This is a genomic window from Vreelandella zhuhanensis (assembly GCF_009793355.1).
Lineage (GTDB): Bacteria > Pseudomonadota > Gammaproteobacteria > Pseudomonadales > Halomonadaceae > Vreelandella > Vreelandella zhuhanensis.
The window spans coordinates 105,831-125,764 of the sequence record NZ_WTKP01000006.1; the positions used below are offsets into that span (position 1 = coordinate 105,831).

Here is a 19,934-nt window from a genome sequence, read left to right on the forward strand (position 1 = left end):
GTAGAGGAATGCCCATGACCCGCACCGACTCTTCAAACCGTAAGACGCGCCGCCTTGCTGTGCTGGGTGCCAGCGGCCATGGCAAGGTGATTGCGGACATGGCCATTCAGCTTGGCTGGGAGCAGGTCGTCTTCTTCGACGACGCCTGGCCGGAAAAGCAGCTTAACGGGATCTGGCATGTCGTGGGTGATACCGAAGCGCTGTTCGAACAGCTCGCCGACTTCGATGGCGTCATCGTGGGTATCGGCAACAACGCCATTCGCCTTAATAAACAGGCTGCTCTGGCCAATGCCGGTGCTAACCTGGTGAGCTTGGTGCATCCCGCCGCGGTGGTTAGCCGCCTGGCCAGCCTGGGCAAGGGCAGTGTGGTGATGGCGGGTGCCGTGGTGCAGGTGGATGTGCACCTGGGGGAAGCCTGCATCATCAACACCAGAGCCAGCGTGGACCACGACTGCCGGCTGGGCGATGGCGTGCATGTCTCACCCGGGGCGAACTTGGCCGGCGGTGTGGTGGTGGGTGAAGGCTCCTGGGTCGGTATCGGCGCTTCCATCAGGCAGCTGGTGCACCTGGGCAGTGGAGTGGTCATCGGCGCCAACGGCACTGTGGTGTCCCATGTCTCGGATGGCCTGACCATGGTGGGCACCCCGGCCCGCCCGCTGCACTCCGGCCCGCCCGCTGCAATCCGGCACCAGCCTTCAGGCGGAACCGCTCTCCTGACACAATAGCTTCCTGGACATATCCTCCTCTTCCTGCGTGGCTTCACGCAACACTTCCATTCTGACGGGTTAACGAGATGCTTAATGGACCCTTTTCCTCCTGGCCTTCCTTTACCGAGGAAGAGGCCCAGGCAGTGCAGCATGTGCTGCTTTCCAACCAGGTGAACTACTGGACCGGCCAGGAGGGCCGCCAGTTCGAGCGCGAATTCGCGCAGTTTTCCGAAAGCGACCATGCGATTGCCGTTTCCAACGGCACCACGGCGCTGGATCTGGCCCTGAAGGGGCTGGGTATCGGCGAAGGCGAGGGTCGGGGGCGCGATGAGGTGATCGTCACAGCGCGTACTTTCCTGGCCTCGGTCTCCAGTATCGTCACCGCCGGTGCAGTGCCGGTATTTGCCGATGTGGATCGCGACTCCCAGAACATCACCGCGGCTACGGTGGCGGAGAAGATCACCCCCAACACCCGCGCGATCATCGCCGTGCATCTGGCCGGCTGGCCCTGCGAGATGGACGAGTTGGTGGCGCTGGCCGAACAGCACGGTCTTTACGTGATCGAGGATTGCGCCCAGGCCCACGGGGCCCGCTACCGCGGGCGTAGCGTGGGCAGCATCGGCCATGTGGGCTGCTGGTCGTTCTGCCAGGACAAGATCATGTCCACCGGCGGCGAAGGCGGCATGGTCACCACCAATGATGAGGCGCTGTGGCGCAAAATGTGGGCCTACAAGGACCACGGCAAGAGCTGGGCGGCGGTCTACGAGCGTGAGCATCCACCGGGCTTCCGCTGGCTGCACGAAAGCTTCGGCACCAACTGGCGCATGACGGAAATGCAGTCCGCCATCGGTCGTATACAGCTTGCGCGCATGCCCGAGTGGAAGGCCGCCCGCCAGGCCAACGCCCAGCGTATCTGGCAGGCCGCCGGTGAATGCCCTGGCCTGCGGGTACCGGAGATTCCTGCGCATATCGAGCACGCCGCCTACAAATGCTACGTATTTGTGAAGTCTGATCAGCTGGCAGAAGGCTGGAACCGCGACCGCATCATGGGTGAGATCGCTGCCCAAGGGGTGCCGTGCTTCTCCGGCTCTTGTTCGGAGGTGTATCTCGAGAAGGCGTTCGATGGCTACTCTGATGATAATTCCGCCAGCCCCGGCTGGCGCCCCGAGCAGCCGCTGCCCGTGGCCCGGGAGCTGGGCGGAACCAGCCTGATGTTTCTCTGCCACCCCACCTTGACCGAGGCAGAGATCGACAAGACGTGCGACGTTCTCAAGCGCGCCATGGCAGAAGCCGCAAGACGCTCAGAACAAATATCGCAAAAAGAAACGTGCTCATCGCGCTAATGGGGGTGCCTGCTTTTCAGGGGCACCCCACTCTTGCTTCTTCATGGAAGAGAAGTCTCCTCCTATGCTCATGACATTACTCAAACCCCTGTTTCGGCTGCCGCGGCGGCAGAAGCGCCTGCTGCAATTAGCGGCGGATAGTCTGCTGATCATCCTCAGCTTTTCCATGGCGATGCTGCTGCGCCTGGATAGCTGGGACTTCGCCAGGGACCCGAAAGTGTGGATGGTACTGCCGGTGATGATCCCGGTGAGCTTGGCCATCTTTATCCGCCTGGGCTTCTACCGGGCGGTGATTCGCTACATGAGCATCAAGGCCATAAAAACGGTGCTGGCCGGGGTGCTGGCATCGGCGCTGACGCTGGTGGTGGTTAACTACCTGTTCGATCTGCCGGTGCCGCGCTCGGTGCCGTTCATCTACGCCATGCTCGCGCTACTGACCATTGGCGGGGTTCGGGCCGCTCTGCGCGCGATGTATATCAAGGGTCAGCTGCGCTACAAGACGCGGGTACTGATCTATGGGGCCGGTTCGGCAGGGCGCCAGCTGGTGCAGTCGCTGCGCCATGGCACCGAGTACGACCCGGTGGGTTTCGTGGACGATGCACCGCACCTGGAGGCGGCCTTCATCCAGGGGCTGAAGGTGTATTCGCCCGGCGAGATCGGACGCCTGATCAAGGACTACGGGGTCAAGAAGGTACTGATGGCGATTCCCAGCGCGCCGCGGGCGCGGCGCCGCGAGATCCTGGAGCGCCTGGAGCCGCTGGAAGTGCCGGTGCAGACCATCCCGGGTATGGCCGACGTTGTCTCCGGCCGGGCGCAGATCAACGACCTGCGCGATGTCGCGGTGGAAGACCTGCTGGGCCGTGATCCGGTGCCGCCGGACGCCTCGCTGATGGGCGCCAATACCACCGGCAAGGTGGTGATGGTGACCGGCGCCGGGGGATCTATCGGCAGCGAGCTGTGCCGCCAGATCCTGCGCCAGCACCCGGCGCAACTGCTGCTGCTGGAGCTTTCCGAGTTCAGCCTCTATCGCATCGAGCAGGAGCTTGGGCAGATCGCCCGCGAAGAGGGCATCGACTGCCCGGTGAAGGCGCTGCTGGGCTCGGTGCAGTATCGCAACCGGGTGCAGAAGATCATGACCGTCTTTTGCGTGCAGACGGTCTACCACGCCGCGGCCTACAAGCATGTGCCGATGGTGGAGCACAACGTGGTGGAGGGGCTGCGTAACAACGTGATGGGCACCATGGAAACGGCCTGGGCGGCGGTGGAGGCCGGCGTGGAAAGCTTCGTGCTGGTGTCCACCGACAAGGCGGTGCGGCCCACCAACGTCATGGGGGCCAGCAAGCGCCTGGCCGAGCTGGTGTGCCAGGGGCTGGCCAAGGCCCAGGCGGGCACGCGCTTCAGCATGGTGCGCTTTGGCAATGTGCTGGGCTCCAGTGGCTCGGTGGTGCCACTGTTTCGCCGCCAGATTGCCGCCGGCGGCCCGGTCACGGTGACAGACCCGGAGATCACCCGCTACTTCATGACCATCCCCGAGGCCGCCCAGCTGGTGATCCAGGCAGGCGCCATGGCGCGTGGCGGCGATGTGTTCGTGCTCGACATGGGCGAGCCGGTAAAGATCGCCGAGCTGGCCGGCCACCTGATCCGGCTTTCCGGGCTGGAGCCGAGCTACCCCGATGGCCAAGCGGGCAGCGCCGGGAGCGGCGATATCGAGATCCGCTACACCGGCCTGCGTCCCGGCGAGAAGCTCTATGAAGAGTTGTTGATCGGCGAGAGGGTGGAAGCCACCCGCCATCCGCGGATCATGACCGCCAGCGAGATCTCGCTGCGCTGGGAAGAGGTGGAGGGGCTGCTGGAGAGCCTGTTCGATGCCTGCCGGTCCTTCGACGCTCCGCGAATTCGCGAGCTTCTTGAACAGGCGCCGCTGGGCTATCAGCCGCAGAGCGAGCCGGTCGACCTGGTGTGGGCTCAGCAGACCCCGACACAGGCCTCGCAAGGCGATAAGGTGATCGAGCTGCATTCCCAGCCTGCCTCAACCTGTTGAGGTCATCGTTGTTGAGCACCCGATAAACAAGGATTTATATGAATGTGACTGTCTTCGGCACCGGCTATGTTGGCCTGGTGCAGGGTGCCATCCTGGCGAATGTCGGCCACCATGTCGTCTGCGTGGATGTGGATGCCGAGAAAGTGGATAAGCTGACCCAGGGTATTATTCCCATTTACGAGCCGGGCCTGGAAGCGCTGGTGAAGGAGAATAGCGCGGCAGGGCGGCTACGCTTTACCACCGATGCGGCCGCGGGCGTTGCCCACGGCGCTGTGCAGTTTATTGCGGTGGGCACGCCCCCCGATGAAGACGGTAGCGCCGATTTGCAGTACGTGCTAAAGGTCGCTGAAACCATCGCCGAGCATATGCAGGCGCACCGTATTATCGTCGATAAGTCGACCGTGCCGGTCGGCACCGCTGACAAGGTACGCGCACGGGTGGCGCAGGTACTGGAGCAACGCGGTGAAACGGCGCTGAGCTTTGATGTGGTGTCCAACCCCGAGTTTTTGAAAGAAGGCAGCGCCGTCGCCGACTGCCAAAAGCCGGATCGCATCATCATCGGCACCGAAGATGACCATAGCGTCGAAGTGATGCGCGAGCTCTACGCGCCCTTCAATCGCAACCATGAAAAAATCATCGTGATGGACGTGAAGAGCGCCGAGCTGACCAAGTACGCCGCCAACTGCATGCTGGCCACCAAGATCAGCTTCATGAACGAGATGGCTAACTTGGCCGAGCGTCTGGGCGCTGATATCGAGGCAGTGCGTCAGGGCATCGGCTCTGACCCACGTATCGGCTATCAGTTTATTTATCCGGGCGTAGGCTATGGCGGCTCGTGCTTCCCTAAAGACGTGCAAGCGCTCATTCGCGCCGCTGACGCTATTGATTTTGACGCCAAGGTTCTGAAAGCGGTAGAGAAGCGTAACTATCAGCAGAAGACCACGCTGTTCGAGAAGATCCTTGCCCACTTCGATGGCGACCTCTCAGGCAGAACGTTTGCTCTCTGGGGCCTGGCCTTCAAGCCCAATACCGACGATATGCGCGAGGCACCCAGCCGTGTGTTGATGGAGGCGCTGTGGGCGGCTGGTGCCCAGGTGCAGGCTTATGATCCCGAGGCCATGGAGGAAACTCAGCGCCTCTATGCGGATCGAGACGTTCTTTCTCTATGCGGCACCAAGGAAGCGGCGCTCAAGAATGCCGATGCCCTGGTGATTGTGACGGATTGGCAGAGCTTCAAGGCACCCGACTTCGACCTGATCAAGCAGAAGCTCAGCCAGCCCACCATTTTCGATGGGCGCAATATGTACGATCCCAAGCGCATGGCGCGCAAAGGCTTTACCTATTATTCTGTGGGGCGCCAAGCGGCGTTTCTAGACCCAGCCTAGGGGAAGCATTGAACACTTATTCCTTCATTAAAACCCTCGCTGCCCAGATGTTGATGCCCTTGCCGCTGTGTTTGGGTTTGTTGGTGGTGGGTTTGTTGTTGCGCAATCGCTGGCGGCGCCTGGGAAATGGCTGCGCGCTTTTCGCGCTGCTGTTGTTGGTGTTGTTCAGCTGGGCACCGGTGGCCGATCGCCTCTTGGCACCGTTTGAATCCGCCTACCCGCCACTGCATAACTGGCCGCAAGGGCAAACGGTAGACGCCGTGATGGTGCTGGGCGGCGGTTACCAGCCGCATCAGCCGTGGGTACTCACCGGGCAGTTGAGTGACAGTTCCGCCAATCGGCTGTTGGAAGGCTTGAGGCTGTGGCACTTGAACCCTGACGCCCGTCTTATAGTGAGCGGCTCCAGTGGCGATGCGGACGTGGTACCCATGGCCCAGGCCTATGCCAACATTGCTCAGGATATGCAGGTACCCGCCAGCCAGTTGCATGTGCTGGATACGCCCACCGATACCGGTCAAGAAGCCCGCGCCGCCGCTCGGTTATTGGGCGAGGGCAGTTCGCTGCTGTTGGTCACCTCTGCCTCGCATATGCCTCGCGCCATCCAGCATTTTCGTCAGGCAGGCTTAACCCCGATCGCCGCGCCGACGCATTATCTCGCCCTGCGCGACTCCGCCAGCTCCCTGGGTTACTGGGTGCCTGCCGCTCGCCATCTGCATAAAAGCGAACGCGCCATTTACGAGGCGCTAGGCCTGTTGGCAGCACGCTGGGAGTAGCCAGCTCTTACGCAAGAAACCCCTCGCGCGATGAATCGCCCTCCCACCAGGCAACCCCACCCGGCTGATACAGGGTAGGAGGCCGACTTGTCGGGCGAGCCCTTGATTGTTGCCCTTTGCAGCCAACCCCTCGCGCGATGAATCGCCCTCCCACCCAGAACAAAACCCCAGAGTCAGCCGAGCTGGTGGGAGGCCGGTTTACCGGGCGAGCCCTTGATTGTTGCCCTTTGCAGCCAACCCCTCGCGCGATGAATCGCCCTCCCACCAAACAACCCCACCCGGCTGCTACAGGGTGGGAGGCCGGTTTACCGGGCGAGCCCTTGATTGTTGCCCTTTGCCGCCAACCCCTCGCGCGATAAATCGCCCTCCCACCAAGGCCGCTCTTTGCGTATCTGGCTGTTTTTTTCTTTATACGACAGCAAGATAGCATGAGCTGGAAAAGCGTTTGACAGCGGACCTGTGTGGTAAGCTGAGTTGTATCAACGCAGGAGTGCCCATGAGCGACCTACTCGATCCCACCAATGATTATGTGTTCAAGCGACTCTTTTCCGAGGCGCCCGAGTTGCTGGTGGATCTAATCAACGACCTGCGTCCGGATCTGCCGGATATCGCCTCGGTGGAGATCCTCAACCCCAATATCGAAGCCAGCGAATTGACCGGCAAGTACATCATTCTTGACGTCCTGGCGCGTGATGGTGAGGGCCACTGCTATAATGTCGAAATACAGGTACGTCGTTACGGTGCCTGGCACAAGCGGGGTTTATTTTACTTGGCCCGCACGCTGGGGACTCAGCTGACCGCGGGCGAAGACTACCAGGAACTGCGTGCCTCGGTGGGGCTGCACCTGCTGGATTTCGACCTGTTCACCGCGACAGAAAATGAACGCCAGCAAGCCGTATGGCGTTTCGAGATGCGCGATGAGCGCCAGCCGAATATCTCGCTGGGGAACATCTTGCAGATGAACCTGATCGAACTGAACAAGGCGGATCGCCTGGGGTTGCCACCCGGCCCGCTCTTGGCGTGGATTACCTTCTTCAAGCACTGGCAGGAGGAACTGACGATGGCCAATGTTGCACACGAACCCCGTCCAGAAGGCCATGAGCCGCATCCGACAGCTTAGCGCCGATGAAGAGACGCGCCGTCTTGCCTTTGTGCGGGAACGGGCGCTGCGCGATGAGGTGTCGTTGTTGAATGATGCTAAGCGCGAAGGTCGTGAGGAGGTCGCTCGCAGTATGATTCTTAAAACCGAAATGGATGACGTGATGATTGCTGATATCGCCGAATTGTCTGTTGAGGACGTGTCCAAGCTGCGTGCTGAAATCAAGCACTGACCCTACCTTCCCTGTTTTCTTTCGCATCAGGTACAAAATAATAGGGCAGCCGCCGGTGGGAGGCCGACTTGTCGGGCGATGGATGTTTCCCCAGGCGCCTGCGGCGCCAATCGCCGGCTGAAGCCAGCTCCTACGCAGCCAACCCCTCGCGCGATAAATCGCCCTCCCACCCAATAACAAACCCTCCATTTTCAGCCAAGCCGGTGGACGGGAGCAGACTTTCAAACGTGCTATTCTGATCTGGCAAGTTTTACTGTCGCCAGCTGGAGGTGTGCGATGTATGCGATAGAGTTTGAAGCCGATATCCGAGATGGCATGGTCAAGATTCCAGATGAATACAAACTGCTGAAAAACGGACATGCCAGAATTGTCGTTTTGTATGACTCATTTGAAGAGAATGAAGTTACCGAGGAGCAGGTGGAAATCGATTTTTCTCGGGTTAAGGCGCCTTCTTTAGCCCAGCGGGAGGGAGTGGAGTATCAAAGGAGCCTGAGGGATGAGTGGTAGCTACCTGCTGGACTTTAATGTCTTCATTTAGGAGATGGATATGACAGCTTATAAAATGCCTGCCCGTATACGTAAGCATGAGCGTGATGACCCTATGCAGGATACTCGTAAGCTGAGAGATTTCGCACGAACCGCTTCACGCATGGCAATAAAAAAACAGCTTGAATGTGGTGTTCCAGTTGTTTATGAGAAAAATGGCAACCTCGTTGAGGTGAGCGCCGATAAAAAGGAAAGGGTGATAAAGGAGCTCAAGCCTAAAAAGCCGTTTGATCTACGAGCCTACTTATGCCAAGACTCCGATTGATTGCGGGGCCTAATGGCTCGGGTAAAACAACGCTTGCTCGCTATTTGATCAGCCGCGATGTGCCTTTGGGGCAGTACATTAATCCTGATGATATTGCGAAATATATTGCTTTTTCCGACATGCTGCGGGCCACAGCCGGCGCGATAGAGGTGGAGGTGCCATCTATTGAGGGCAACTCGGCGCAATTTGCTGACACCTTTGCTGCCATGCTTGCCCAGCGTATTGCAGTTGGACTTCGTGGGGAGTGGGTTGATGCTAAGCTTTCCTTGACCAAAATGCGCGGCATGCCCCGTACTTTTAGTGCGGGGAAGGATAGCGCGGGCGCCGAAGGCGCCCTATAATACTGGATGAAATAACAGTTAAAGGTGCTCATGCAACGCCTCCAAGCCTTCAAATACGAGCTGATGCCCAACGGCGAACAGGTGCGCAAAATGCGCCAGTTCGCCGGCATGGCGCGGTTCGTGTTCAACCTAGGCCTGGCGTTGCAGAAAGAACGTTACGAGGCGGGAGAAAAGAAGCTGGGCTACGCCGCCTTGTGCAAAAAGCTCACCGGCTGGCGCAACAGTGCCGATACCCCCTGGCTCAAGGACGGCCCGACCCATCCGCTCCAGCAGTCGCTGAAAGACCTTGAGCGCGCCTACACCAACTTCTTTGCCAAGCGGGCCGACTTCCCACGCTTCAAGAAGAAAGGCCAACGCGACAGCTTCCGCTACCCCGACCCAAAGCAGATCCGGCTCGACCAGGGTAATGGCAGGCTATTTCTGCCCAAGCTGGGCTGGCTGCGCTTCCGCCAGAGCCGCGAGGTGCTGGGCGCGGTGAAGAACGTCACCGTCAGCCAGTCGGGCGGACGCTGGTTCATATCGATCCAGACCGAACGCGAGGTGGAAGTACCGGCGCCCTCGGGCGGCGCGGTCGGCATCGACATGGGCGTGGCGAGATTCGCCACGCTCTCGGATGGAAGCTATCTCGCTCCGCTCAACAGCTTCAAGACGCACCAGGTGGCCCTGCACAAGGCGCAGCGCGCCCTGAGCCGCAAGACAAAATTCAGCAATAACGGGAAGAAAGCCAAGGCCCGCATCCAACGAATACAGGCTCGCATTGCCAACGCCCGCCGCGATTACTTGCACAAGGCTTCCGCCACGATCAGCCAAAACCACGCGCTTGTGGTGCTCGAAGACTTGCAGGTAGGCAACATGTCACGGTCGGCAAAGGGCAGTGTTGAGCAGCCGGGGCGCAACATCCGCGCCAAGTCGGGGCTCAATCGCGCCATTCTCGACCAGGGCTGGTTCGAGTTCCGGCGCCAGCTCGACTACAAACTGGCTTGGCGCGGGGCGCATCTGGTGGTGGTGCCGCCGCGCAACACCAGCCGCACGTGTACCGAGTGCGGGCATGTGGCCGCGGAGAACCGGGGCAGCCAAGCTCGCTTCGCCTGTGTCGAGTGTGGCTTTAAGGCCAATGCCGATCTTGTCGGCGCGATCAATGTGCTAAGGGCAGGGCATGCCCGGTTAGCCTGTGAAGTGAGCGGTGCAGTAAGGCCGCCAGCAGCAGGAACCCACCGAAGCGACTCAGGAAAGCCGTAGGCTGAGCCTGAGCGCCGTAGGAATCCTCTTCCTTTCCGCCCCAGGCGGCAGCTTCCTAAGAAGCTGAGGGAGAGGAGGATGTCAAGTCTATTTCACGCTCAGCGTGCCAGGCGTCGTAGGCCGCCTGGAGGCGCAGCCATAGGCCGGGGCCGTTACCGAATAACTTGCCGAGGCGTGCAGCCATTTCTGGCGATACTGGCTTGCGCGTGGCCAGGATAGCGTGCAAATGCTGGCGTGAGATGCCTAACATTTGCGCAATGGCTTTCTTGCTGTAATTCATATCCTCTAGCATGTCTTCGATCACCTCGCCGGGGTGCGGCGGGCAGCGGTTGGGGTTTTGCTTTGCGGTAATAGACATAGTGATTCCACCCTCTCAGTGGTATTGCTCGTCAATGGTATTGTTCGAAATCAACTTGGTAAACGTTACCGTCCTCAAACTCAAAAGTGAGGCACTTATTTGACTTGGCAGGAGGCCGACTTGTCGGGCGAGCCCTTGGTGTTTACCCCAGGCGCCTGCGGCGCCAATCGCCGGCTAAAGCCAGCTCCCACGGGGTAGTGGCCGTGGTTTGGTAGGAGCCTGACTTGTCGGGCGAGCCCTTGATGTTTACCCCAGGCGCCTGCGGCGCCCATCCCGGCTGAAGCCAGCTCCTACGCAAGAAACCCCTCGCGCGATGAATCGCCCTCCCACCCCACAGATTCAACCAAGCCAAGTCGGCGCCCTGATGAATAAGCTGGGCTGAAAGCTGTTGCAGTTTAGTAGTCTAAAAACTACAATCCAGTCATGCTTGATATCAAACAGACAGATACCTACCGAAAATGGGAGCGCAAACTCCGTGATCAGCGCGCCAAGGCACTGATTGCCGCGCGTGTTTTCCGTCTGGCTAACGGCCTATCCGGGGACGTCAAGCCTGTTGGACAGGGAGTCAGCGAGCTTCGTATCCATCACGGCCCAGGGTATCGGGTATATTTTAAGCAGCGTGGAAGCGAAATCGTCATTCTTCTGTGCGGTGGCGACAAAAGTACGCAGCAAAGTGACATCGAAACAGCACAGCGTCTTGCGGCAGAATGGGAGGCGTTATGAGCGATAAGATCTATGATTACGACCCGGCAGCGGCCCTTGAAAGTGAAGAAGCAATTGCCGTGTTTCTCGCCGATGCACTGGAAACCGGTGATTCAGCCTACGTGGCCAAGGCGATGGGCGTCGTTGCACGCGCCAAGGGCATGACGGAGCTTGCCCGTGAGACGGGCCTTTCTCGTGAGCAACTTTACCGCTCGTTCAGCGAGCAGGGGAACCCCACACTGAAAACCATGCTCACCGTGATGCGGGCGCTTGGCGTCGACTTGACGGCTCGTCCTCACGAACCCACTGCTTAAGCTTGGATTACCACCCAGGCGAGGGTGGTGTTGCCCAGGCGCCTGCGGCGCCAATCGCCGGCTGAAGCCAGCTCCTACGCAAGCAACCCCTCGCGCGATAAATCGCCCTCCCACCCGATAATCAACCTCCCATAGTCAGCCAAGCCGGTGGCGGGTGCCATCCAGGCGCAGGGAGGTATTGATACGCTAGACGGGCCGCTAGTCAAAGCCACCGTGCAAGCGGTAAATGGGAGCCTTTCGCTAGTGACGGTGATGGTGGGGTTTGCTATGTTGGCCTGCTTGTGGAGAAAGATCATGAGTGAGCAAGATATCCGCTGGCAACAACGGTTTGCCAACTTCAAAAATGCACACGCGCAGCTTGCTAGTGCATTGGCGTTGATGGAACAGCGCTCGCTCAGTGACCTGGAAAAGCAAGGCCTCATTCAGGCATTCAAATTCACCTACGAGCTTGCCTGGAACCTGCTGCGCGATTATCTCATTTGGCAGGGGGCGGCCACCATCGCTGGGGCAAGGGACGCGATTCGTGAGGCGTTCAAGCGTGAGCTGATCAGTGATGGCCACGCCTGGATGGCGATGCTGCAAGATAGAAATCGCACTGTGCACACCTACAACGAAGCCACCGCCAACGAAATTCTGGCGCATCTTAGTCAGCGTTATGCCGCCCTGTTTCGCGAGCTCAGGGAGACGTTCGCTGAATTGAACAGTGAGCAGGCCCAGCAGCTCGGGGAGCCTTGATCATGGCGGCACGGTTTGGTTTGTCACAAGACGATATCGAGAAGCTGTGCGGGGTGTTTGAACGCTATCCCCAGATTCAGCAGGTGGTTGTTTATGGCTCGCGTGCCAAGGGGAACTATCGACCCGGCTCCGATATCGATCTCACCATCATGGGGCATCTGGACTGGCTGACGTTCAATCAGCTGGAAATTGACCTCGACGACCTGCTATTGCCCTACCAGATCGACCTCTCGTTGCACGAGCACATCGACAATGCCGAGTTGAAAGCCCATATCGAGCGTGTAGGGCAGGTGCTGTATTCCTCCGCATCAGGTACGAAATAATAGGGCCGCCGCCGGCAGGAGCCCGACTTGTCGGGCGAGCCCTTGATGTTTACCCCAGGCGCCTGCGGCGCCAATCGCCGGCTGAAGCCAGCTCCTACGGAGGGGGTGGCAGCGGGGTGGTGGGAGCCTGACTTGTCGGGCGAGCCCTTGATTGTTGCGTGCATCAGTGGGACGCCAGTTCGTTGAAGAATGCCGGGTTATCTTGGAGGGTCGCCAACACCTTGGCCGCCAAGCCGGTGGGATTGCGGCGCTTGGTTTCCCAGCTTTTGATCGTGTCGACGCTGGTTCCCATGGCATTGGCAAACTCGGTCTGAGACACCTGTAGCTTCGCCCGAATGGCCTTCACATCGGCTACCTCGTGCCGCGTGACACGGCTGGCCTGGGCCTTGTCCTGTTTAATGTCGACAGCTTCCTGCAGCGATGTGTGGAGTTCGTCAAAAATGCTCATTGGGAAGCCTCCCCTTTTAACTGGTGGGTCAGGGTTTTCAGTGTAGCCTTTTCAGCAGACGTCAAACTGTCTTTTGCGCTTTTGGGATAGGCCAGTATCAGGTAAACGATGTCGGCGGTGGCCGAGGAGGTAGCCGAGGCGGTGCGCTCCATCTTCGATACATAGAATCCTGAAGGAAGTAGGGCAGGTGTACACCACCCGGCTGATACAAAGTGGGAGGCCGACTTGTCGGGCGAGCCCTTGGTTATTGCCCTTTGCAGCCAACCCCTCGCGCGATAAATCGCCCTCCCACCCGGCAACCCCACCCGGCTGATACAGGGCCGGCATGTCGCGCGATAAATCGTCCTCTCATCTATCCTCTTTTTAATTCAAAGGCGTGATCATTATGCGTAAATATTTCGGTACCGATGGGGTGCGCGGGCGGGTCGGGGAATTTCCCATGACCCCGGATTTTGCCATGCGCTTGGGCTGGGCGGCGGGCCAGGTGCTCGGCGCACAGGGCGTCAGCGAAGTGTTGATCGGCAAGGACACCCGCGCCAGTGGCTATATGCTGGAGTCCGCCCTGGAGGCGGGCTTTTCCGCCGCCGGCGTCAACGTTGCCCTGGTGGGGCCCTTGCCCACCCCGGCAATTGCCTATCTGGCCACCACCTTTCGTGCCAATGCCGGCCTGGTGATCAGCGCCTCGCACAACCCCTTTTACGATAACGGCATCAAGCTTTTTGCCCAGTCGGGGCATAAATTGACCGATGCTCAGGAGCAGGAGATCGAGCGCTGGCTGCAGCATGCGCTGGACGAGGGCATGACCTGCGTGAGCTCGGAAAAGCTCGGCAAGGCGCGGCGCATCGAGGATGCGGCGGGGCGCTATATCGAGTACTGCAAGTCGCACTTTCCCAGCCGACAGAGCCTCAACGGCCTGAAAATCGTGGTGGATAGCGCCAACGGCGCGGGCTATAAGGTCGGCCCGGCGGTGTATCGCGAACTGGGCGCCGAGGTGATCAGCCTGCACGATGCGCCCAATGGGGTGAACATCAACCATGAGTGCGGGGCCACGGATCTCACCAGCTTGCGTGCCGCGGTGATCGAACAGGGCGCGGATTTAGGCATTGCCCTGGACGGCGACGCGGATCGCTTGATGATGGTGGATCATACCGGCGCGATAGTGGATGGCGATGAGCTGCTGTTCTTGCTTGCCCGCGAGGCACAGGCGGCAGGCTACACCGGCGGCGTGGTGGGCACCCAGATGAGTAACCTGGGCCTTGAACAGGCGCTGGCGGAGCGGGGCATTGCGTTCAAGCGCGCCAAGGTCGGCGATCGTTATGTGATGGAGCAGCTCACAGCCACCGGGTGGCGGCTGGGCGGCGAGGGCTCCGGCCACCTGCTGAGCCTGGACCACGCCGCCACCGGCGATGCGATCATTGCCTCCATCCGGGTGCTGGCGGCGCTGCTCGCCCAGGGGACTACCTTGCACCTGGCCAAGCAGGGCATGCGCAAGCTGCCGCAGACCCTGGTGAATGTGCGCTACCAGGCCCAGGAAGGCGTTGACCCGCTCGGCACGCCAGGGGTCAAGGCCGCCATGCAGGCGGTGGAGGCGCGCCTGGGCACCGCCGGCCGAGTATTGCTGCGCAAATCCGGCACCGAGCCGTTGATCCGCGTGATGGTCGAAGCCGAAGACGCCGACCAGGCCAACGGCTGTGCCCAGGAAATCGCCGGCGCGCTGGGGTAGGGCGCCCCCCTATAGCCAGCCAAGCCGGTGGGAGGCCGACTTGTCGGGCGAGCCCTTGATGGTTGCCCCAGGCGGCGCCAATTGCCGGCTGACGCCAGCGCCTACGGGTGGGGTAGTGACAGAGTTGGTGTTGACCGGCAATATGCCTTATGGTTTAAGGCATGTTGCCGGATGAGGATGGTTTGTGATGGAAGCACTCGATATTGAGCTAGAGGAAGAGGTTGCCCTGCTGATGGGCGGTCGTCGTGGGGTCCGCACTGACGAGCTGATCCGGCAGGGTGTTCCGTTGGCTGCGCTGGAGCGTCTTGCGCAGCACGGCGTAGATGTCGCCCGGCTAGGAATCATCAAGCCCCGCACGCTTAGTCATCGTCGTGCAAAAGGTGAGGCCCTCTCTCCTGAAGAGGGTGACCGACTGTATCGCGCCAGCAAGATCATCCTGCTCGCAGAGGAGATCTTCGGGTCCCAGGAGAAGGCCGCCAAGTGGTTGAAGAAGCCACGGCGGGCGCTGGGCAACCTCAGTGCCCTGCAAGCCATAGCCACCACGCCCGGCTACGCGGCTGCCGAGGAGCTTTTAGAGCAACTGCGTCACGGATTCGCTGCCTGATGGGGCGGGTACTGTGGCGAATTTCAGAGTTCAAGGATCTTTCTGGCATCGGCGGGACTGTCGTCTCAGGACGCTGGCACCATAAGGGGCGGCCGATTGTTTATCTTGCCGACTGTCCGGCCACGGCGCTGCTTGAAATTCTCGTAAACCTGGAAATCGATTTGGATGAGCTGCCCGAGACGTTCACCCTGCTGCGGGTTGAGCTACACAGTGATGCCAGCGAGCGTGATGCCCGCGATGTTCTCCCAGTAGAATGGAACAATCATTTGGCTGTTACCCGGCAGTTTGGAGATGACTGGCTGAGAAAGGCCGACACACTGCTTTTGCAGGTGCCGACGGCGATTGTGCCGCACAACTCTAACTTTCTGTTCAATCCTCTTCACCCTGACGCTGGCCACGTCGAGCTGACTCACTTCGAGTTCCCGGTCGATCCCCGTTTGTTCAGGTCGGCGCGATAACTCGTCCTCCCACCCGATAATCAAATCCCCAGCGGATCTCAAGGCTTTTCCTTTGTTTACCCCCCGTTAGTTTGCCTAACTTAAGCACTTCATCCACTATCCCGGAATATTCTAAGCCTCCTAATATTTTCAGGGGCATTGCTACATGGAGCTATGTGCGTGAGCGATGATTTTACTCAGATGGAAACTCAGCAGACTATCCACGAACTGATCGCTCAGCAGGCGCCTCTGGAAAAAAGCCTGGATGCGATTGCTCATTGGATCGGTATCCTTTTTCCCGGTGCCATCGTGGCTTTCATGCGCTTCAATCCCGCTCGTCAGTCCTTGAGCCTCTATCCCGGCCAGCGCTTCTCCGAGCGCTATCAGAACCTGCTGCAAGACGTGCCGATCGGCCCTGATTCGCCCTCCTTTGGCTGCGCGGCCTACCAGCGCCAACTGGTGGTGACCGAGGACATTCGCAGCGACCCTCGCTGGTCAGCGTTTCGCGAGGCCGCCGAGCACGAAGGCCTGCGCGCCTGCTGGTCGAGCCCGGTGATGACTGCCAGCGGTGATTTGCTGGGAACCTTCGGCACCTATTATCGCCAGCCCGCCTTGCCTGACGAAGCGAGTCAGCGTCGTTTGCGCCAGGCCGCCGCGCTGGTGGCGCTGGCCATCGTGCGTGATCGCGATAGCCTCTGTCATCGCACCTTGTCCGAATGGCACCGCTCGCTGTTCGTGAACCATCCGGACGGCGTCTATGAGTTTGACCTGGAAGGTTGCTTCCAGCGCAGTAATGCCGCCTTGTCGCGCATCTCGGGCTATCCGGAAGAGGCGCTGATTGGCCGGCATTTCAACGACTTCCTTGACCCTGGCTACCGTGAGTTCACCCAGGCCAGTTTTGATATCGCCCGACAAGGCGGCTCGCGCCAATACGAAACCATGGGTAAGCACCGCGATGGCCACGCCTATTATCTGGAAGTCCTGAACTTTCCCGTGTCCATTGATGGCGAGGTTGTCGGGGTCTACGGCATCTGCCGCGATATCACGCGGCGCAAGCAGGCCGAGGCGTCACGGCGCCTGCTGGAGCGAGGTATCCAGGCGACGCCTAACGGGATTGTCATGGCCGATGCCAGCAAGCCCGACATGCCGCTGGTCTATGTCAATGAGGCCTTCTGTACCCTCTCCGGTTACCCGCCGGAGGAAGTCCTGGGCCGCAACTGCCGTTTGCTGCAGGGGCCGGACACCGATGTCGCGTCCGTCGCCACCATCCAGCAGGCCATCGCCAGGTGCGATCGCGTGGATACCACGCTGCTCAACTACCGCAAGAATGGCTCGACCTTCTGGAACCGCCTGTCGCTGAGTCCGGTGCTCGACGACCAGGGCGTATGCACCCATTACATCGGTACCCAGCAAGACATCACCCAGCATCGCGAACAGAAGGCCCAGCTGGCCTATCAGGCGACCCATGACCTCCTGACCGGCCTGGCTAACCGCACCGAGCTGGATAAGTACCTCTGTGAAGCCTTCGCCCGTGTCCAGCAGGAACAGAGCCTGCTGGTGGTCATGCACCTCGATCTGGACGGTTTCAAGGCGGTCAATGATGGGCTGGGGCATCATGTCGGCAACTTGCTGCTGGTCGCAGTGGCCGAGCGCCTGCAACAGCTGATAGCGCCGGGGGATACGGTGGCGCGTCTGACCGGCGACGAGTTTGCACTGCTGCTTCCCAACCTGGAGAGCATCCAGGCCGGCAAGGCCCTTGCCGAGCGGGTGCTGGAAGCGCTGACCATGCCCGTATGGGTCGCGGACAAGCCCTTGCACATCAGTGCCAGCATTGGCATTGCCTGCAACGACGCCACACTGGAACAGCCCCATGAGCTGATGCAGCGCGCCGACCTGGCGATGGCCGAGGCCAAGCAGCAGGGCCGCAACACCTGGCACTGGTATCAGGGTGACGTCCAGCGAGTCACCCGGGAATCGGTATTGCTGCGCCAGGAGCTGCATGCCGCGCTGAGCCATGACCAGTTCGAGCTGTTTTACCAGCCCATTGTGGAGGCGGTGAGCGGTCGCATTCGTGGCCTGGAGGCGCTGATCCGCTGGCGACATCCCGAGAAGGGTTTGGTTTCGCCGATAACGTTCATTCCGCTCGCGGAACAAACCGGTCAGATCATCCCCATAGGGCGCTGGGTGCTACGCCGCGCCTGCCAGGACGCCGCGGCCCTCTACGCGGCGGGCGAGCGGGGGGTGCCGGTGGCCGTCAATATCTCATCATTGCAGTTTCGGCGTGACGGCTTCCTGGAGGACGTCCAGCAGGTGCTGGCCGACACCGGCCTGCCGCCAGCACTGCTGGAATTTGAGATAACCGAGAGTGTGCTGCTGGACGGGGCCGACCAGGCCATCGAATTGATCAATCAGCTCAAGAACATCGGCATCCAGGTGGCTCTCGACGACTTCGGTACCGGCTTCTCAAGCCTGAGCTATCTGCGCGACCTGCCCATCCATAAGGTCAAGCTGGACCGGGCTTTCATCAAGGATATCCTCACCAACCGCTGCAATGCCGCCATTGTGCAGGGGATTATCACCATGGCGCACCATATGGAGCTGGTGGTGATCGCCGAGGGCATTGAAGAGCGCGAGCAGCAGGAGGATCTGGTGCGTCGTGAATGCGATCTGCTCCAGGGCTTTCTTTTCGCCAAGCCCATGCCGTTAAAAGACCTGCTGAGCCTGCCCGACTTCCTGCCCCACCCATAACAACCCCCAGCGTCAGCCAATCGGGTAGGAGCCTGACTTGTCGGGCGAGCCCTGGGGTTTGTCCTTTCTGATAATGAAAACTAAGGCTGGGATGGTAGAATGCCGCCCAGCCTTTTTTTTTGCTGTTTGGCCATCAACGGTCACTAACCCAATCTCGTTTCATTAATAGGTTCACATGAATACCTTCCCGTTCTGGCTGACGCCTTATGGCGCATTGGCAATGTCGGCGGCAGTGTTGCAGCACCGCAGCCTCAAATGACACGCTTGAACAATATTTGGGTGTTGCTGTTCGGCGCCCTGTTGATCGGGGTGCCATGGGGCTATGCCGTGATCCCGTTGCTGGCGGGCGGCTCGTTATTGCTCTGGCTGGGCATGCGGCCGAGAAGCATCCGGCGCCTGCAGTGCCTGGACCGGGACGATGCCTGGCTGTGCCTGGCATTGCTTGTTTTTGGTGGCGTATGGCTCGCCGATGTAGGGCGTAGCGGGCACTGGCCGGTGGGCCAGGGCAACCAGGGGGTGATGCTGCCGCTCTGGCCGCTGCTGGCGGCGGCCTTTCTGGCAGGGCTGCGCTTACGGCCCCTGACGCCTGGGGTGTTATGGGCCGCGGTGAGTCTCGGCGCCCTGGGCGCGGGCAGCATTGCACTGTATGAACGCTTGATCATCGGGCATGCCCGGGCCGCCAACGGCATGAATGCGATCCCCTTTGGCAACCTTTCGCTGTTGCTGGGTGGGCTGTCTTTTATCGGCGCCCTCTGGTGCATGCGGGGCGCCAAGACCCAGCATAAAAGCCTGCTGGCGCTTACCCTGGTCGCGGGGCTGGCCGGCATGCTGGGCTCGCTGTTGTCCGGTACCCGCGGGGGCTGGATTGCGGCACCGCTATTGTTGTGGGTGATCTACCGGGCGGCCCGCGAGGTGCTGTCGTTGGCGTGCCTGCATCGGCTGGCGGCGGGGATGCTAATGCTGCTGATCGCGGTGGTGATGGTGCCGCAAAGCGGGGTGCGCGATCGCGTGGCGCTGGCGGTGAGCAATGTAGAGGCTTACTGGACCCAGGATGTGCGCGGCACCTCGGTCGGGTTGCGCCTGGAAATGTGGCGGGCCGGCGGCAGCTTGTTTGTCGAGCGACCTTGGCTCGGCTGGGGAGAGGGGGCGCTTGAGGTGGCCAGAGACGACCTGGTGGCGGAGGGACGATTGCACCCGGGCATCAGCCGGCATGATCAGCTGCACAGCGACCTGATCGATACCGCCGCGCGGCGCGGAAGCCTGGGGCTGCTAAGCCTGTTGCTGCTGTATGGCGTGCCGATCGGGCTGTTCTGGAAACACCTGCGAGCGCCCGGCGCTGGCGCGGAAATACGCTTGCTTGCCGCCGCCGGCATGATGGTGCCGGTGGCGTTCATCGATTTCGGCCTCACCCAGTCCATGCTGCGCGATGCGCGTGGTCTGAGTGGTTATCTGGGCTTGCTGGTCATCTGCTGGACGGTGCTCAGGCAAGCTCAAGTCTCTGCGCCTGACGCCGCCTTGCGCAGGGGATCAGCGACTTGGTTATCGAAGCGCTGCACCGGATAAATCCCTGT

General features: G+C 60.4%; 22 protein-coding genes. 20 read left to right on the forward strand and 2 right to left on the reverse strand.

Annotated features, from left to right (window positions below; translation table 11 throughout):
* Positions 1-14 precede the first annotated feature (14 nt).
* The 11 genes from GPM19_RS09800 to GPM19_RS09845 all read left to right on the forward strand — a co-directional run bounded on the left by GPM19_RS09800 (position 15) and on the right by GPM19_RS09845 (position 9,971).
* Entirely contained in the window at positions 15-725 is a 711-nt protein-coding gene (locus tag GPM19_RS09800; protein WP_160418858.1) for an acetyltransferase, read from the forward strand.
* Between the two features lie 68 nt (positions 726-793).
* Positions 794-2,050 (forward strand): DegT/DnrJ/EryC1/StrS family aminotransferase, encoded by a 1,257-nt coding sequence (locus GPM19_RS09805; protein WP_160418859.1) that lies wholly within the window; start codon positions 794-796, stop codon positions 2,048-2,050.
* Between the two features lie 64 nt (positions 2,051-2,114).
* Positions 2,115-4,091 (forward strand): polysaccharide biosynthesis protein, encoded by a 1,977-nt coding sequence (locus GPM19_RS09810; protein WP_202114783.1) that lies wholly within the window; start codon positions 2,115-2,117, stop codon positions 4,089-4,091.
* A 38-nt stretch (positions 4,092-4,129) separates the two neighbouring features.
* Positions 4,130-5,476, forward strand: coding sequence for a UDP-glucose dehydrogenase family protein (locus GPM19_RS09815; protein ID WP_160418860.1), 1,347 nt, complete (start codon positions 4,130-4,132; stop codon positions 5,474-5,476).
* Between the two features lie 8 nt (positions 5,477-5,484).
* Complete coding sequence (gene elyC / locus GPM19_RS09820) at positions 5,485-6,249, forward strand: envelope biogenesis factor ElyC (protein ID WP_227842338.1); 765 nt, start codon at positions 5,485-5,487, stop codon at positions 6,247-6,249.
* Between the two features lie 496 nt (positions 6,250-6,745).
* A complete protein-coding gene (locus GPM19_RS09825) occupies positions 6,746-7,369 on the forward strand; it encodes an Rpn family recombination-promoting nuclease/putative transposase (RefSeq protein ID WP_227842340.1) in 624 nt (207 codons plus the stop codon).
* Positions 7,347-7,580 (forward strand): hypothetical protein, encoded by a 234-nt coding sequence (locus tag GPM19_RS15400; RefSeq protein ID WP_227842342.1) that lies wholly within the window; start codon positions 7,347-7,349, stop codon positions 7,578-7,580. Before GPM19_RS09825 ends, GPM19_RS15400 begins: the two co-directional genes overlap by 23 nt.
* A gap of 276 nt (positions 7,581-7,856) precedes the next feature.
* On the forward strand, positions 7,857-8,087 hold the full coding sequence (locus tag GPM19_RS09830) for a hypothetical protein (RefSeq protein WP_160418861.1): 231 nt from the start codon (positions 7,857-7,859) through the stop codon (positions 8,085-8,087).
* A 40-nt stretch (positions 8,088-8,127) separates the two neighbouring features.
* Positions 8,128-8,391 (forward strand): hypothetical protein, encoded by a 264-nt coding sequence (locus tag GPM19_RS09835; protein ID WP_160418862.1) that lies wholly within the window; start codon positions 8,128-8,130, stop codon positions 8,389-8,391.
* Positions 8,373-8,732, forward strand: coding sequence for a hypothetical protein (locus tag GPM19_RS09840; RefSeq protein ID WP_160418863.1), 360 nt, complete (start codon positions 8,373-8,375; stop codon positions 8,730-8,732). Before GPM19_RS09835 ends, GPM19_RS09840 begins: the two co-directional genes overlap by 19 nt.
* Positions 8,733-8,762: 30 nt before the next feature.
* The gene (locus tag GPM19_RS09845) at positions 8,763-9,971 is read left to right on the forward strand and encodes an RNA-guided endonuclease InsQ/TnpB family protein (protein WP_160418864.1); all 1,209 of its coding nucleotides are present in this window, start codon (positions 8,763-8,765) and stop codon (positions 9,969-9,971) included.
* A 55-nt stretch (positions 9,972-10,026) separates the two neighbouring features.
* Here the strand turns inward: GPM19_RS09845 and GPM19_RS09850 are convergent, their stop codons facing one another.
* Positions 10,027-10,329: a HigA family addiction module antitoxin gene (locus GPM19_RS09850; RefSeq protein ID WP_160418865.1), complete on the reverse strand. Its 303-nt coding sequence runs from the start codon at positions 10,327-10,329 to the stop codon at positions 10,027-10,029.
* 423 nt (positions 10,330-10,752) lie between these two features.
* Between GPM19_RS09850 and GPM19_RS09855 the strand changes: the two genes are divergently transcribed.
* The 4 genes from GPM19_RS09855 to GPM19_RS09870 all read left to right on the forward strand — a co-directional run bounded on the left by GPM19_RS09855 (position 10,753) and on the right by GPM19_RS09870 (position 12,403).
* Complete coding sequence (locus tag GPM19_RS09855; RefSeq protein ID WP_160418866.1) at positions 10,753-11,052, forward strand: type II toxin-antitoxin system RelE/ParE family toxin; 300 nt, start codon at positions 10,753-10,755, stop codon at positions 11,050-11,052.
* Complete coding sequence (locus GPM19_RS09860) at positions 11,049-11,345, forward strand: addiction module antidote protein (protein WP_160418867.1); 297 nt, start codon at positions 11,049-11,051, stop codon at positions 11,343-11,345. Before GPM19_RS09855 ends, GPM19_RS09860 begins: the two co-directional genes overlap by 4 nt.
* A gap of 294 nt (positions 11,346-11,639) precedes the next feature.
* Entirely contained in the window at positions 11,640-12,080 is a 441-nt protein-coding gene (locus GPM19_RS09865; protein ID WP_160418868.1) for a nucleotidyltransferase substrate binding protein, read from the forward strand.
* A 2-nt stretch (positions 12,081-12,082) separates the two neighbouring features.
* Complete coding sequence (locus GPM19_RS09870; RefSeq protein ID WP_160418869.1) at positions 12,083-12,403, forward strand: nucleotidyltransferase domain-containing protein; 321 nt, start codon at positions 12,083-12,085, stop codon at positions 12,401-12,403.
* A gap of 163 nt (positions 12,404-12,566) precedes the next feature.
* Here the strand turns inward: GPM19_RS09870 and nadS are convergent, their stop codons facing one another.
* Positions 12,567-12,851 (reverse strand): NadS family protein, encoded by a 285-nt coding sequence (gene nadS / locus GPM19_RS09875; RefSeq protein ID WP_160418870.1) that lies wholly within the window; start codon positions 12,849-12,851, stop codon positions 12,567-12,569.
* 385 nt (positions 12,852-13,236) lie between these two features.
* On the opposite strand from nadS, the gene glmM reads away from it, so the two are divergent.
* From glmM to GPM19_RS09900, 5 genes are all read left to right on the forward strand, one after another.
* Complete coding sequence (glmM, locus tag GPM19_RS09880) at positions 13,237-14,574, forward strand: phosphoglucosamine mutase (protein ID WP_202114784.1); 1,338 nt, start codon at positions 13,237-13,239, stop codon at positions 14,572-14,574.
* Between the two features lie 187 nt (positions 14,575-14,761).
* Positions 14,762-15,178 carry an Xre family toxin-antitoxin system antitoxin gene (locus GPM19_RS09885; RefSeq protein ID WP_160418871.1) on the forward strand — a complete coding sequence of 139 codons (417 nt, stop codon included), beginning with the start codon at positions 14,762-14,764 and terminating at the stop codon, positions 15,176-15,178.
* Complete coding sequence (locus tag GPM19_RS09890) at positions 15,178-15,636, forward strand: RES family NAD+ phosphorylase (RefSeq protein ID WP_160418872.1); 459 nt, start codon at positions 15,178-15,180, stop codon at positions 15,634-15,636. The genes GPM19_RS09885 and GPM19_RS09890 overlap by 1 nt, the downstream gene beginning before the upstream one ends.
* Positions 15,637-15,795: 159 nt before the next feature.
* Positions 15,796-18,363, forward strand: coding sequence for a sensor domain-containing phosphodiesterase (locus GPM19_RS09895; RefSeq protein ID WP_319928113.1), 2,568 nt, complete (start codon positions 15,796-15,798; stop codon positions 18,361-18,363).
* 255 nt (positions 18,364-18,618) lie between these two features.
* The gene (locus GPM19_RS09900; protein WP_160418873.1) at positions 18,619-19,926 is read left to right on the forward strand and encodes an O-antigen ligase family protein; all 1,308 of its coding nucleotides are present in this window, start codon (positions 18,619-18,621) and stop codon (positions 19,924-19,926) included.
* The last annotated feature ends 8 nt before the right edge of the window (positions 19,927-19,934 follow it).